This is a genomic window from Streptomyces sp. MA5143a (assembly GCF_900290235.1).
In the GTDB taxonomy this organism is placed as follows: domain Bacteria; phylum Actinomycetota; class Actinomycetes; order Streptomycetales; family Streptomycetaceae; genus Streptomyces.
Genome location: NZ_OLMK01000034.1, coordinates 77,973 through 91,585, shown reverse-complemented (window position 1 = coordinate 91,585; position 13,613 = coordinate 77,973). Strand labels below are relative to the sequence as shown.

Below are 13,613 nucleotides of genomic sequence, written 5' to 3'. Positions count from 1 at the left end.
CCGCGTGCTCAGCGCCCTGCTGCGCGAGAACGTCGTCGGGCTGCGGGGGAACAGCACCCTCGTCGAGCGGCCGGACGGCCCCTGGCTGCGTCTGCCCGTCGGCGACGACGCCCTGCTGCTCCCCGTCACCGAGGACGGCTTCCAGCAGGTGTACGCCGCCCGACTGCCGCTGCTCCTCCGGGAGTCGGACGGCACCGCTTACCCGACCTGCGCGAGTGCCCTCGCCCAACTGCGCGCTCTGGCCGACCCCGTCGACCACGACGGCTTCGACGCCTTCGCCGAGGAGTGCCGCGAGACCCTCGTGGCGACGAGGCTGCACGACGACACCGCCGAGGAGGTCGCCGACGGGCTCGGCGAGCTGTACGGCACCGACCTCGCCGAATGGACCGGGCTGCGTGGTCAACTGGCGTACGAGACCCTCGCCGCCCGGCTCGACCACCCCGTCTACCCGACCGCACACGGCCGCGCGGGCCTCGACGAGAAGCAACTCCTCGCCCACGCACCGGAGTTCCACCCAGAGTTCCGACTCCAGTGGCTCGCCCTGCCCCGCGAGTCGGTCACCGTCGCCGGGCAGCTCCCGGACGGATGGCCCACCCCCTCCGCCCTCGGTCTCGCCGACCTCGACCGCACCCATGTCGCCCTGCCCGTCCACCCGTCGACCGTCGGCGCCCCCCTCGACGCCGCGCTGCGCGAGACCGGACTCGCGGGCCGGGCCGTACTCGCCGACTGGCCGTACCTCGACGTCGTCCCCACCCTGTCGATGCGCACGGTCGCCCCGACCGCCGCTCCCTCCCTGCACCTCAAACTCCCGCTGGCCACCTCGACCCTGGGCCTGCGCAACAAGCGATCCGTCAAGCCCGGCACCCTCGTCGACGGTGCCGCCGGCCAGCGGCTGCTGGAGGCGGTGATCGACCGCGAACCCCGCTTCCGGGGCAGGGTGCTGCACGCCGACGAGACGGTGTACGCGCACGCCGGGCACGAACTGCTCGCCGTTCTGTGCCGCCGCTACCCGGGGGACCTCGACGACTGCGCCGTCGTCCCGATGGCCGCCCTCCTCGCCGAGGCGCCCGGCGGCGGCCTGGTCGTCGACCACCTCGCCGCACGCCACCACGGCGGTGACGTGACCGCCCTGCTCGACGCGGTGCTCACCCTGCTGTTCGACTGGCAGACGACCCTCTTCGGGTACGGCATAGCGCTGGAGTCCCACCAGCAGAACATCTCCCTGGTGTTCGGTCCCGCCCCCGGTGAACTGCGGCTGCTGCTGAAGGACAACGACGGCCCCCGCGTCAACAGCACCCGGCTGACCGCCACACTCGGCGGCGGCACCTGGGGCTTCGACGACGACCGGACCTTCGCTCCCGGCGACCGGGCGGTGGCCGACGTGTTCACCACGATCACCGTGCACCTCTGCGCGGGCGCCTACGCGTTCGGCCTCGCCCGACACGGTCGCGCCCCGCTCCCGGTGCTGCTGGACCTCGTACGGGACCGGCTCACCGAGGCCGTCGACCGGCTCGGTGGCGACGCGGCCGCCGCACTGCGGGAGCGGGTCCTCAATGCCCCCGAACTGCCGGTGAAGGCGATGGTGACCGCCGGGACCCTGCTCAGCAAGGAGCGATCGGGTGCCGCCGACATCAACAAGCACTACACGACCGGCCCCAACTACCTCCTCCGAGGCGGAGGTACGGCGTGACGGCCGACGCACGACCGGCGATGCGTCCGGCGATGCTTCCGAGGAAGCCGCCGATGTGCCCGGCGACCGGTCCGGCGACCTGTCCGACGGCGCGTCCGGCGATGCGTCCGGCGACCCGTCCGACGACGCGGCCCGAAGCCGCCCACGCTCGCCGGGCTCCCAGGTGACGAAACCGTCGCCCCGCCCCTCCCCGTGACCCTCCCGCCCCACTCCACCCCCCGCGTACCCGCTGGAGCCCCCGCATGCCCCCGCTGACCGACTCGCTCGGTACCGCTCACCTGCCCACCGCCGACGACGCGACGGCCCACACCCTCCTCAACTGCTTGCTGCGCGAGGTCTCCGGGCCCGAGCGCCAGACCGCCGTCAGCGACGGCCACCTCCTGCTGAGACTGCCCCGCCGTGGCCCGCTCCTCCGCGTGGCCCTGCGCCGTACCTCCCTGCTCGGCGCCCACCGCTTCACCGGCCCGGTGCACGAGCAGACCGCGACCGGCTGGACGGCACTCGACTGGCGCCGCCTCGCCGAGTACACCCACGACGAACTGACCCTGCGCACCGGTCTCCACAACGACGAGTTCCTGCCCCAGGTCGACTCCAGCCACCGCACCCTCGCCGCCGCGCTCGCCGACCGCGACACCGACCCCCACGGGCGCCCCGACTACCTCGCCTCCGAGCAGTCCCTGCTGTTCGGGCACCGCTTCCACCCCACCCCGAAGGCCCGCACCGGCGACGCCGCCGCCTGGCGGTCGTACGCCCCGGAGGCCCGCGCCGTCTTCCCGCTGCGCCACCTCGCCGTACGCGAGGACCTGATCGCCGAGGAGAGCGCCGAGCCCGGCGCCACCGACGTCCTCGACCCGGAACGCGGCGACGTCCCCGAGGGCTACCGGCTGCTGCCCGCGCACCCCTGGCAGTACGAGATGCTCCGCGACCACCGCCTGCTGCGGGAGGCCCTCGGGCGCGGCGACATCCTCGACCTCGGGCCCGGCGGCCCCGAGTACGCGGCCACCGCCTCCGTCCGCACCCTCTTCGACGGTGACGCCTTCCTGAAGTTCAGCCTCAACGTCCGCATCACCAACTGCGTCCGCAGACACGCCCGTTACGAACTCTCCGGCGCCGTCGCCCTCACCCGCGTCCTCGCCCCCGCCCTGGCCGACCTGGAGGCCCGCTTCCCCGGCAGCGCGCTGCTCCGCGAACCCGCCTACCGCAGCCTCGCCCTGCCCGGCCCCGACGGCACCCCCGACCGCACCCTGCTCGAAGGCTTCGGGGTGATCGTCCGTGAGGGCCTGTCCCGGCGGCTCCCGCCCGGCACGACCCCGCTGCTCGCGGCCGCCGTCGCCGACGAGTACCCGACCGGCCCGGCCCACATCTCCCGGCTCCTGTCCGGACGCGGCCCCGAGGCGGCGCTCGACTGGTGGCGGGCCTACCTCCGCCTCCTCGTCCCGCCCGTCCTGTCCGCCTTCTTCGACCACGGCGTCGTCCTGGAACCCCACCTCCAGAACGTCCTGATCTGCGTCGACACCGACGGCATGCCCGTCCGGGTCCTCTTCCGCGACCTGGAGGGCACCAAGCTCGTCCCCGATCACCACGCCGACACCCTCGCCGCCCTCCCGCCCAAGGTCGCCGGCCCGATGACGTACGACGCCCGGCGCGGCTGGGACCGGATCGTGTACTGCCTGCTGGTCAACCACCTCGCCGAGCTGCTCGCCGCCCTCGCCGATCTCCACCCCGAGACCGAGGCCGACCTGTGGGCGGCGGTCCGCGCAGTGCTGCGGACCCACGCCGACGAGGAGAGCCGTCCACCGCTGCTCGCCGCCCTGCTGGCCGGGGTGCCGCTGCCCGCCAAGGCCAACCTGCTCACCCGCTGGGAACGCAGGGCCGACCGCGAGGCCGGCTATGTCCGTCTGCCCTCGCCCCTCGCCGAGGACATCCTCCGCTGGAGCACCCGATGACCGCCCCGACCCCCGCCGTACGCGACCGCGTCCTGTCCCTGGAGCCGACCGAACTCCCCGCCTATGTCCACGACATGACGGCGCTGCGCGAGCACGCCGCCCGGGTACGGTCCGCGCTGCCCGACCGGGTCGAGCTGTACTACGCCGTGAAGGCCAACCCCGAGCCGGAGCTCCTCACCGCGCTCGGCCCGTACGTCGACGGCTACGAGGTCTCCTCCGGCGGTGAACTCGTCCACGTCGCCGAGTCCGTTCCCGGCCGGCCGCTCGCCTTCGGCGGGCCCGGAAAGACACCCGACGAGATCACGACCGCGCTGGAGCGCGGCGTCGAGCGCTTCCACGTGGAGAGCGAGCACGACCTGCGGATGCTCGCCGACCTGTCCCGGCGGGTCGCGCCCGGCCGCCGCGTGGCGGTCCTCCTCCGCTTCAACCTCGCCGTCGCGGACGGCGCCCTCGCGGGCAGCTCCCTCGCGATGGGCGGGCGCCCCACCCCGTTCGGCATCGACCCCACCCGGGCGGCGGACGTCCTGCGCACCCTCACCGACAGGAGCTGCGCCCACCTCGAACTGCGGGGCGTCCACGCACACCTGGCCAGCGGCCTCGACGCCCCCGAGCACCTGTCCGTCGCCCGCTCGATCGTCGACTGGTCGACCGGCCTCGGCGTGCCCCTCGCCGAGGTGAACATCGGCGGCGGCATGGCCGTCGACTACGCCGACCCGGACCGCCGCTTCGACTGGCCGTCGTACGGCGACGGACTCGCCCGCCTCCTCGCCGACCACCCCGGACTGACGCTCCGCATCGAACCCGGCCGCGCCCTGACCGCCTACTGCGGCTGGTACGCCACCGAGGTGCTGGACGTGAAGCACAGCCACGGCGAGGAGTTCGCCGTGGTGCGCGGCGGCACCCACCATCTGCGCACCCCCGCCACCAAGGGTCACGACCAGCCCTGCTCGGTGCTGCCCGTGGGGGAGTGGCCCCATCCGTGGCCACGTCCCACGGCCGAAGGGGACCGTGTCACCCTCGCCGGTCAGCTCTGCACCCCCAAGGACCTCCTCGCCCGGAACGTCCACGCGCCGGGGCTCCGCGCGGGGGACAGGGTGGCGTTCTCCCTCGCGGGCGCCTACGCCTGGAACATCTCCCACCACGACTTCCTGATGCACCCGCATCCCGGGTTCCACTTCGTGGACTGAGCCGCCCTCTCGACCCCCGGCCGCCGCCTCCGCCGCCGCCCCGTCCGAACCGTCCGCCCTCCGCGACCGTCCCTCCGTGTGTGACCGTTGACAGGCGGGCGGGCCGGGCGCAGACTCATCACCACAACTTAGTGAACTGAACTTCACCTGACGAACATCTGACGACCAAGGTCGGCTCCCGAAGGCGGGACGCGGCTCGTCCTCAACGGCGAGGAGTACTACTCATGCACACCACCGTCGGCATCATCGGCGGCGGCCCGGCCGGGCTGCTGCTGGCCCGTCTGCTGCACAACGCGGGCATCGACAGTGTCGTCCTGGAACGCAAGGACCGGGCGTACGTCGAGCAGCGGCAGCGCGCCGGAATCCTGGAGCAGGCCACCGTCGACGTGCTGCGGGCCTGCGGCGCCGGCGCCCGTCTCGACGCCGAGGGGATGCCGCACGACGGCATCGAACTGCGCTTCGCCGGACGTGCCCACCGCGTCGACTTCCCCGAGCTGACCGGTGGCCGCCGCGTATGGGTCTACGCCCAGACCGAGGTCGTCAAGGACCTGATCGCCCTCCAGCTCGCCGACGGCGGCCCGTTGCTGTTCGACGCCGAGGTGCACGCCGTGGAGGGCGTGGACGGCGACCGCCCGGTGATCCGGTACACGCACGAGGGCCGCGAACAGACCCTGACCTGCGACTATGTGGTCGGCTGCGACGGCTTCCACGGTGTGGCCCGAGACGCCGTCCCGGAGGGCGTGCGGACGACGTACGAGCGCACCTACCCCTACTCCTGGCTGGGCATCCTCGCCGACGCCCCGCCCGTCTACGACGAGCTGATCTACGCCCACTCCGAGCGGGGCTTCGCGCTGGCCAGCATGCGCTCGCCGTCCGTGAGCCGCCTCTACCTCCAGGTCCCCAACGGCACCGACCCCGCCGACTGGTCCGACGAGCGGATCTGGGACGAGCTGGACGCCCGGTTCGCCCTGACCGCGAACCCCGGCTGGCGGCTCAAGCGCGGAACCGTCACCGCCAAGGCCGTCCTGCCGATGCGCAGCCACGTCACCGAGCCGATGCGGTACGGCCGCCTCCTCCTCGCCGGCGACGCCGCCCACATCGTGCCGCCCACCGGCGCCAAGGGCCTCAACCTCGCCGCGACCGACGTCATCGTGCTCGCCCGCGCCTTCGCGCGGCTGAAGGAGACCGGGTCGACGGAGCTGCTCGACGCGTACTCCGACACCTGTCTGCGCCGGGTGTGGCGGGCCGAGCACTTCTCTTACTTCATGACCACGACCCTGCACGCCGACCCGGAGCAGTCCCCGTTCGAGACCCAGCTCCAGCTCTCCCAGCTGCACCGCGTCGCCACCTCCCGCCACGCGGCGGCCGAACTGGCCGAGAACTACACCGGGCTGGCGCTGGAGGACTGACCACGCGTGGTCCTGGACCTATGTGCGGTCGCCCTTCGGCCTGCCGCGCTGGTCCGGGGTGCCGTGCGGAGGCGGACTCATCGGCTGCGGCGAGGTCGCCGGCGACACGGGGGAGCCTGAGCGGCGGCCGTGCTGCTCCGGCCGCAGCGCACCGGGGTCGCCCGAGGTGGGCTCGGCGCCCGAGCCCAGCTGGTCCAGGCGCGCCGTCAGCAACTGGGTCACCGGCAGCCGGTCGGCGTGGTCGCGCTCGTACGTCAGCAGCTCCTCCACCTCCTCGGCGGTGAGCGACCGTACGCGGCTCTCCAGGCCGCCGATCGGCAGATGGTCGTAGTCGGGCAGGGGCAGCGTCCGGTGGTCTGCCATGACTCTCACTCCTTCGTGTTCCCTCATGGCCGTACGCGCGCGTGCGGCCATGAGGGAACTGTGTGATCCGGGGGTCGGCCGGGCGACCGTCCGGGCAGCGCGCGGGCCCCTGCCGCAGCCGGGGCCCGTCGCGATGCGGTGTCAGTGGGCGCCGAGCCCACCGCTGCCGAAGGAGCCGCTGCTGTTCTTGCTCCAGCGGGGCCGCTTCTTGTCGGGGTTGGGCCGGGTGCCCTGGTTCCCGTGCACCTCGTACGGCGTCAGCCGGTAGTCGCTCTTCGGGATCTCGTCCGGTTCACGGTTCGCCTGCTCCTCGCGCACGGGGCCGCCCTCGGGCAGCTTCGGCTGCTCCTCGGGGAGGGGACGGCGCGGCTCACGCGCACGGACGCGCGCACCCAGCCACAGGGCCCCGATCAGCACCGACACGACGACCACCCCGGCGATGAACGGGGCGGCGCCGCCCAGCACGCTGCGCTCTGCTGCGAAATTAGCCCATTCCGTGTTCATATCGGATGAATACCCCCAAAGGGTCGGGTGAACCGGGTCGGCTCACATGGGAGGCGGTCGGGACGACCGTTCCTTGCCCCCGTTCCGGGGTGTGCACGGGTGCCCGGTCGGGCGCCGGGGAAAACGGAACTCGGCGAACCGGCCTCGGGCCTGTCGTTTCGATCACGCCTGGGCCGCGACGTGCCGTAGCCCGAAGCCGGCATGATCCAAACGGCAGACCCTGGGTGAATCCGGCTCGGCGGGCGCCCGCGTTTGACGGACACCGCTCCGGCTACCCGCCTCGGGTGACCTCGACGACGACATCCCAGCAGCAGGAACTCATCCGATTCCTCGAGGACCGCTTCGCGTGTGCGCAGGCGTGCACCGAATGTGCGCGTGCGTGTGCCCAGCGGGCGAGCCTCGCCGATCCGGGCGGCCCCGAGGAGCAGGAGCACATGCGGCGCAAGGGCATCATGTGCGCGGAGGTGTGCGACGCCACCTGCCGTGCGCTGTCCGAGCAGACCAACCTCGACGAAGCGGCCGTCCGCGTCCAGGTCGAGTGGTGCCGGACGGTCAGCCTGGAGTGCGCCCGCGTCTTCGACGAGCACCCCGGCGCCGAGGAGAGCGCCCGGGCCTGCCGTGCCTGCGCGCGGGCCTGCACGGACTTCCTCGTCACCCTCGGCTGAACCGCACGGCCCCTCCGGTCCGCTCGGGCGCCGTCGCGCGGTGTCCACGTCGATCGGTCCGACCGCCGGGCTCCCGCGTGTTCCCAATTACTGGAACACGTTCTAGCGTGTGCGCCGTCAGGTCGGCCTTGGGGAGCCTGGAGGCGCCGTGCACCTCGAATACACGCCCGAGCAGCAGCGGTTGCGCACCGAACTGCGCGCCTACTTCGCCGAGTTGGTCCCGGCGGGCGCCTACACCCGGCATTCCGAGCCGGCGGCGCAGAAGCGCTTCTACCGGGAGACCATCCGCCGCCTCGGCGCGGACGGTTGGCTCGGCGTCGGCTGGCCCAAGGAGTACGGCGGACGCGGCCTTAGCGCCATCGAGCAGTTCATCTTCTTCGACGAGGCCGCCCAGGCAGGCGTCCCGCTGCCGCTGATGGCCCTCAACACCGTCGGCCCGACGATCATGCAGTACGGCAGCGAGGAGCAGAAGTCGTACTTCCTGCCGCGCGTCCTCTCCGGTGAGATCGACTTCGCGATCGGCTACAGCGAGCCCGACGCCGGCACGGACCTCGCCTCGCTGAAGACCCGCGCGGTGCGCGACGGCGACGAGTACGTCGTCAACGGGCAGAAGATCTGGACGACCAACGGCGACACGGCGGACTGGGTGTGGCTCGCGACCCGTACCGACCCGGACGCGCCGCCGCACAAGGGCATCACCATGCTCCTCGTCCCGACCACCGACCCCGGCTACTCCTGCACCCTGATCAACACCCTCGCCTCGCACGACACCACCGCCAGCTACTACGAGAACGTCCGCGTCCCCGTCTCCCGCCGCGTGGGCGAGGAGAACAAGGGCTGGCGGCTGATCACCAACCAGCTCAACCACGAACGCGTCACCCTCGCCGCCCACGGCACCATGGCGATCCGTTCCCTGCACAACGTCCAGCGCTGGGCCATGGAGACCAAGCTCGCCGACGGCCGCCGCGTCATCGACCTGCCCTGGGTGCGCCGCCGCCTCGCCCAGACCCACACCAGGCTCGACGCGCTCAAGCTCCTCAACTGGCGCATGGTCAGCGCCGTCCAGGACGCCACCCTCACCCCGCAGGAGGCGTCCGCCGTCAAGGTCTACGGCTCCGAGGCCCGCCGCGACGCCTACGCCTGGCTCATGGAGATCGTCGCCGCCGGCGGCGCCCTCAAGGAGGGCTCGGCGGGCGCGGTCCTGCACGGCGAACTCGAACGCGGCTACCGCTCTGCCGTCATCTTCACCTTCGGCGGAGGCAACAACGAGATCCAGCGCGAGATCATCGCCTGGATCGGCCTGGGGATGCCCCGTGTCCGACGCTGACGCGATGTGGTGACGAGGACTTTCAGTTGGCACAAAAGAGGGATGGACGGCACCAAGGATTCCGAGGTTCATGCCGCTGTCGGTGGTGACCGGTGGCTGCTGCCAGGCGAGGTTTCGGGTTGCACGGCGCGGAGGAACCGCTCGGAGCAGGACACTCGCGGTGTGCGGCAGGCCATCGTCTGACGAGCCATGTCGGCGGACCGCATCCTGCTCCCCGTGGGATGGGGACAGCGGAGCCGGCCCCCCTGCGGGTGGGCGCCTCAACCGGGTCCGCCCAGCATGATCTTCCACACCCGGGTCGCGACCTGCAGGTTGAGGCGGTCCTCCACGTTCGTGAGGTCATGGCCGCTGATCTCCCGGATGCGCTGGAGCCGGTAGCGAAGCGTGCTGCGGTGGATCGTGAGGGACTCGGCGGTCTCGGCGTAGTTGCCGCCACAGTCGAAGTACCGGGACAGGGTCTCCACGAGCGCCGTGCGGTGCCGGCCGTCGTAGTCGGTGAGCTGTCCGAGCCATTCTTGAACGAACGCCTCCAGCTCCCGGTATTCGTTGCCGGGCCCCAGGATGCGGTAGAGGCCCAGATCGTCGAAGAACGTCGTGCCGTACCGACTTCGGGACCGGCGGCGTACCTCCAGGGCACGCAGTGCCTCTTGGTAGCGGCCGGGGATGCCGTCCGGGGTGTCGCAGCGGGCGCTCACCCCGATCGTCCCTTCAGTTGTTCCGGTCTCCCGGGCGAGCGCCTCGTACAAGGCGTGGTCACGGGGCCTGCCCTCGGCGACCAAGACCACGTGGTCGGAACGCCGAGTCACCAATGACGGCATGCCCACGGCCGACGCCGCCCGGTCCACGGTCCGCGCGAAAGCGTCGTCGGAGACCTGGCTCCTCCACTGCACGACGACCACGTACTGGATGCGGTGCAGGTCGTGTCCGAACGCCTCGGACCGGGCGTAGGCGCTCGCCTCGTCCGTGCCCGCCAGAAGATCGTCGACCAGTTCGCGACGCAGTCGCAGCTCCACCCCCGCGAGATGGCGCAGGTGCGACAGTTCCAGGGAGAGTGACGTGGCGGCGTGCCCCAGAGCGAACACGGCGTAATCGTCGGCCTCGTCCCGGGGATCGACCAGGGCCAGCACTCCGAGGACCTCACCGCGGGGGCGTATCACGCAGATGAGCCGGTCCTTGATCCGCACGGGTCCGCCTCTCCGGGCGACCCCCTGGAGCATCGCCTCGTGGCGTGCGGGGTCCGGTTCCGGATAGGGGTCGGGCCGGCCGGGGCCGGTCCAGGACCGCAGTCGGCCGAAGCGGTCCTCCACCAGCACCGGAAATCCGGTGAGCTCATGCAGCGCGCCGGTGATGGCCTCCTCGCTGCCGCCCGCGGCCGCGGCCTCGTCGAGCGCGTCGTGGACGGCTCGCTGGTATCCCGCCTCGACCACGAGGGAGATCAGCCGCTGCTGGAGGGTCGCTCGTTCTCGTCGTAGTCGGTGCAGCTCCAGCGCGTCCTCCTGCTGGCGGCGGTGCGCGACGGCGACCGACAGGGCCGCGGCGGTGAGGCGTACCAGCACGGCGAGCAGGAAGTGCTGGGCATGGGTGGGCCGGGAGCGGGACGTCACCACGAGGTAGCCGTGCGGTCCACCGGGTCCGTGCAGGGCCAGGGCCCGGCCCCGTGACCGGCCGGGAACGGCCACGGGGCCGTCCCGCCCCGCCAGCTCCCGCACCGTCCGGTCGACTTCTGACGCACGGTCCGGCCCGCCCTGCGGGCTGGGGACCAGCTGGCCGTGCACCCTGAGGTATCCGGCCTCGGCTCGGTACGGGCCGACGGCCGACACATGGTCCATGGCCAGGCGCAGGATCTCGCCCTCGTTCCGGGTGTCGAACAGGGCGCGGGAGACCGCCAGCAGTTCGCGGGAAGGGTCGGCCGGGCTGGGAAGGTGCGGGCGGGACCCACTCCGCGAGGTCGTCGGGTGTCGCCCGGGACGGCTCCGTGGAGGGCTGCCTTCCTGGCCGGGACGGCCTCGGCGCATGTTCCGGGCCCAGCGGCCCCAGCGGCCGACCATGGGATCACTCCCTTTCCCGAGCCTCATGGAGGTGGGCGTACTTCGCGTACCCAGCGGCTACCGGCTCACCCGAGGTCTTCGGGGTTTTCGCCTCGTACTCACGGGGGGACGGGCGCCGACGTTCTTTGACCTGCCGGGCGCAGGCGTAGAGCTGCTTCGTTGGCCAGTCTGGGGCGTGCCGGGGGCCGCCGTGCATACCGGCAGGAAGGACTGGGCGATGACCGAGCAGGTCGTCGGACGTATGGACTACGGCCGGGCCGCCCTGCACGGTGCGGCGAGCGGGGCCCTTCCCGGAGCGCTGATCGGCTGGCTCTTCGGCTTGGTCGACTGGGTGGACCCGCTCGTCTCCACCCTGCTCGTCGCCCTCTTCCGCTCGATGGAGCCCAGCCGGTACGACGTCGTCGTGGACGAAGAGGTCGCCGACGAGGCTGTACGGCTGCTCGGCGGGTTGCGAACCACCGGCGTCGGCGGACGTACCGGCGTCGGCGGACGTCCCGCCCATACATGAACGATCGGACCGCGGCCGCGGCGCATGCCGCCGCACCGGGAGGAGCTCCTCATGGCCAAGGCAGTGGGCATCGACCTGGGTACCACGAACTCGGTGATCGCCGTGTGGGAGGGCGGCGAGCCTTCCGTCGTGCCCAGCACCGAGGGCAACCGTACGACACCGTCCGTGGTGGCGTTCACCGACACCGGGGAACGGCTGGTGGGCCAGCTGGCCCGACGCCAGGCGATCCTCAATCCCAAGGGCACCATCTACTCGGCGAAGCGGTTCATCGGCCGGCACTTCGACGAGATCTCGGACGAGGCCAGGGCGGTGGCGTACGACGTCGTCGAGGGTCCGGGCGGCGTCGCCCGCTTCAAGGTGCGTGACAAGCTCCACGCGCCCGAGGAGATCAGCGCCCAGGTGCTGCGCAAGCTCGCCGACGACGCGTCCAAGCAGCTCGGGGAGCGGGTCACGGAGGCGGTCATCACCGTGCCCGCCTACTTCAACGACGCCCAGCGCACCGCCACCAAGGACGCCGGGCGGATCGCGGGACTGGAGGTGCTGCGGATCATCAACGAGCCGACGGCGGCCGCCCTCGCGTACGGCATGGACAAGAAGGAGCACGAGACCGTCCTCGTCTTCGACCTGGGCGGCGGCACCTTCGACGTGAGCATCCTCGACGTCGGCGACGGCGTGGTGGAGGTGCGTTCCACGGCGGGCGACAGTCACCTGGGCGGCGACGACTTCGACCGGCGTCTGGTGGATTACCTCGCGGACGACTTCCAGAAGGAGAACGGCATCGATCTGCGCAAGGACCCGCAGGCCCTGCAACGCCTGTTCGAGGCGGCGGAGAAGGCCAAGACCGAGCTGAGCTCGGTGACGCAGACGCAGGTCAGCCTGCCGTTCATCACGGCCGATGCCTCGGGGCCCAAGCATCTGACCGACTCGGTCATGCGGTCCACGTTCGAGCAGATCACCAGCGATCTGGTGAAGCGGTGCCTGGAGCCGGTCCAGCAGGCGATGGCCGATGCCAAGGTCGGCGAGAGCGACATCGACGAGGTCATCCTCGTCGGCGGTTCCACCCGCATTCCCGCCGTCCAGGCCCTCGTGCGCCGACTGACCGGCGGCAAGGAACCCAACATGAGCGTCAACCCCGACGAGGTCGTGGCCCTGGGCGCCGCGATCCAGGCCGGGGTGCTCAAGGGCGAGGTCAAGGACGTCCTGCTGCTCGACGTCACCCCCCTGTCGCTGGGTGTCGAGACACGGGGCGGTGTGATGACGAAGATCATCGAGCGGAACACCACCATCCCCGTGCGCCGCGCCGAGACCTTCTCCACCGCCGAGGACAACCAGCCCGCCGTCGACATCGTCGTCCTCCAGGGCGAGCGCGAACGGGCCGCCGACAACCGGGTGCTCGGCCGCTTCCAGCTCACCGACATCCGCCCGGCGCCGCGCGGCGAACCGCAGATCGAGGTCACGTTCGACGTCGACGCCAACGGCATTCTCAACGTCAAGGCCCGAGACCGGGACACCGGCAAGGAACAGGGCATCACCATCACCGAGAGCTCCAACCTCGACCGCGGCGAGGTCGAACGCATGGTCAAGGAGGCCGAGCGCAACCAGGGCGAGGACCAGGCCCTGCGCGAGGCCGTCGACGCCCGCAACGAGCTCGACGCCGTCGCCTATCAGGTCGAAAAGCGCCTCGCCGAGCTGGGCGACGCCGCACCCGCGCACGAGAAGGCACGCGCCGAGATGCTGGTGGCGGATGCCCGCGCGGCGGTCAAGGAGGAGGCAGGCGTGGAGCGGGTGTGGCCCCTGACCTCCGAACTCCAGCAGGTGCTGTCCGGGCTGTCGGTGCATCAGGGCGGCGCTACCACGGGCGGTCCCGACCAGGACACCACCGGGGACGGTGCGACCGGCGGCGGCCCGAGCGGCGGTGGCGTTGACGACGACGTCATCGATGCCGAGTTCGACAAGGACTGAGGAA

General features: G+C 71.9%; 11 protein-coding genes. 8 read left to right on the top strand and 3 right to left on the bottom strand.

Annotated features, from left to right (window positions below):
• Nucleotides 1-4 precede the first annotated feature (4 nt).
• From SMA5143A_RS16955 to SMA5143A_RS16940, 4 genes are all read left to right on the top strand, one after another.
• Nucleotides 5-1,690: an IucA/IucC family protein gene (locus SMA5143A_RS16955; RefSeq protein ID WP_258193581.1), complete on the top strand. Its 1,686-nt coding sequence runs from the start codon at nucleotides 5-7 to the stop codon at nucleotides 1,688-1,690.
• A 242-nt stretch (nucleotides 1,691-1,932) separates the two neighbouring features.
• Nucleotides 1,933-3,636, top strand: a complete 1,704-nt coding sequence (locus tag SMA5143A_RS16950; RefSeq protein WP_107463749.1) for an IucA/IucC family protein — start codon at nucleotides 1,933-1,935, stop codon at nucleotides 3,634-3,636.
• Nucleotides 3,633-4,823, top strand: a complete 1,191-nt coding sequence (locus SMA5143A_RS16945; protein ID WP_107463748.1) for a type III PLP-dependent enzyme — start codon at nucleotides 3,633-3,635, stop codon at nucleotides 4,821-4,823. Before SMA5143A_RS16950 ends, SMA5143A_RS16945 begins: the two co-directional genes overlap by 4 nt.
• A 224-nt stretch (nucleotides 4,824-5,047) precedes the next feature.
• Nucleotides 5,048-6,232 carry a 4-hydroxybenzoate 3-monooxygenase gene (locus SMA5143A_RS16940; RefSeq protein ID WP_107463747.1) on the top strand — a complete coding sequence of 395 codons (1,185 nt, stop codon included), beginning with the start codon at nucleotides 5,048-5,050 and terminating at the stop codon, nucleotides 6,230-6,232.
• Between the two features lie 18 nt (nucleotides 6,233-6,250).
• Here SMA5143A_RS16940 and SMA5143A_RS16935 read toward each other — a convergent pair whose 3' ends face one another.
• Nucleotides 6,251-6,595, bottom strand: a complete 345-nt coding sequence (locus tag SMA5143A_RS16935; RefSeq protein ID WP_055715812.1) for a hypothetical protein — start codon at nucleotides 6,593-6,595, stop codon at nucleotides 6,251-6,253.
• Nucleotides 6,596-6,736: 141 nt separating this feature from the next.
• Nucleotides 6,737-7,099, bottom strand: a complete 363-nt coding sequence (locus SMA5143A_RS16930) for a DUF6479 family protein (RefSeq protein ID WP_055512508.1) — start codon at nucleotides 7,097-7,099, stop codon at nucleotides 6,737-6,739.
• A 284-nt stretch (nucleotides 7,100-7,383) separates the two neighbouring features.
• Between SMA5143A_RS16930 and SMA5143A_RS16925 the strand changes: the two genes are divergently transcribed.
• Together SMA5143A_RS16925 and SMA5143A_RS16920 are read left to right on the top strand one after the other, a co-directional pair.
• Complete coding sequence (locus tag SMA5143A_RS16925; RefSeq protein ID WP_107463746.1) at nucleotides 7,384-7,764, top strand: four-helix bundle copper-binding protein; 381 nt, start codon at nucleotides 7,384-7,386, stop codon at nucleotides 7,762-7,764.
• Nucleotides 7,765-7,912: 148 nt separating this feature from the next.
• Nucleotides 7,913-9,091 carry an acyl-CoA dehydrogenase family protein gene (locus tag SMA5143A_RS16920; RefSeq protein ID WP_107463745.1) on the top strand — a complete coding sequence of 393 codons (1,179 nt, stop codon included), beginning with the start codon at nucleotides 7,913-7,915 and terminating at the stop codon, nucleotides 9,089-9,091.
• A 260-nt stretch (nucleotides 9,092-9,351) separates the two neighbouring features.
• Here SMA5143A_RS16920 and SMA5143A_RS16915 read toward each other — a convergent pair whose 3' ends face one another.
• The gene (locus tag SMA5143A_RS16915) at nucleotides 9,352-11,139 is read right to left on the bottom strand and encodes a PucR family transcriptional regulator (protein ID WP_258193569.1); all 1,788 of its coding nucleotides are present in this window, start codon (nucleotides 11,137-11,139) and stop codon (nucleotides 9,352-9,354) included.
• A 217-nt stretch (nucleotides 11,140-11,356) separates the two neighbouring features.
• Between SMA5143A_RS16915 and SMA5143A_RS16910 the strand changes: the two genes are divergently transcribed.
• Together SMA5143A_RS16910 and dnaK are read left to right on the top strand one after the other, a co-directional pair.
• Entirely contained in the window at nucleotides 11,357-11,647 is a 291-nt protein-coding gene (locus SMA5143A_RS16910) for a hypothetical protein (RefSeq protein WP_258193568.1), read from the top strand.
• Between the two features lie 51 nt (nucleotides 11,648-11,698).
• On the top strand, nucleotides 11,699-13,609 hold the full coding sequence (dnaK, locus tag SMA5143A_RS16905) for a molecular chaperone DnaK (protein ID WP_107463879.1): 1,911 nt from the start codon (nucleotides 11,699-11,701) through the stop codon (nucleotides 13,607-13,609).
• Nucleotides 13,610-13,613: the final 4 nt, after the last annotated feature.

Excerpts from the sequence above, each read along its gene's own strand:
- SMA5143A_RS16950 (WP_107463749.1), top strand. The coding sequence starts at position 1,933 with ATGCCCCCGCTGACCGACTCGCTCGGTACCGCTCACCTGCCCACCGCC.
- SMA5143A_RS16945 (WP_107463748.1), top strand. The coding sequence starts at position 3,633 with ATGACCGCCCCGACCCCCGCCGTACGCGACCGCGTCCTGTCCCTGGAG.
- SMA5143A_RS16940 (WP_107463747.1), top strand. The coding sequence starts at position 5,048 with ATGCACACCACCGTCGGCATCATCGGCGGCGGCCCGGCCGGGCTGCTG.
- SMA5143A_RS16935 (WP_055715812.1), bottom strand. The coding sequence starts at position 6,595 with ATGGCAGACCACCGGACGCTGCCCCTGCCCGACTACGACCATCTGCCG.
- SMA5143A_RS16930 (WP_055512508.1), bottom strand. The coding sequence starts at position 7,099 with ATGAACACGGAATGGGCTAATTTCGCAGCAGAGCGCAGCGTGCTGGGC.
- SMA5143A_RS16915 (WP_258193569.1), bottom strand. The coding sequence starts at position 11,139 with ATGGTCGGCCGCTGGGGCCGCTGGGCCCGGAACATGCGCCGAGGCCGT.
- SMA5143A_RS16910 (WP_258193568.1), top strand. The coding sequence starts at position 11,357 with ATGACCGAGCAGGTCGTCGGACGTATGGACTACGGCCGGGCCGCCCTG.
- dnaK (WP_107463879.1), top strand. The coding sequence starts at position 11,699 with ATGGCCAAGGCAGTGGGCATCGACCTGGGTACCACGAACTCGGTGATC.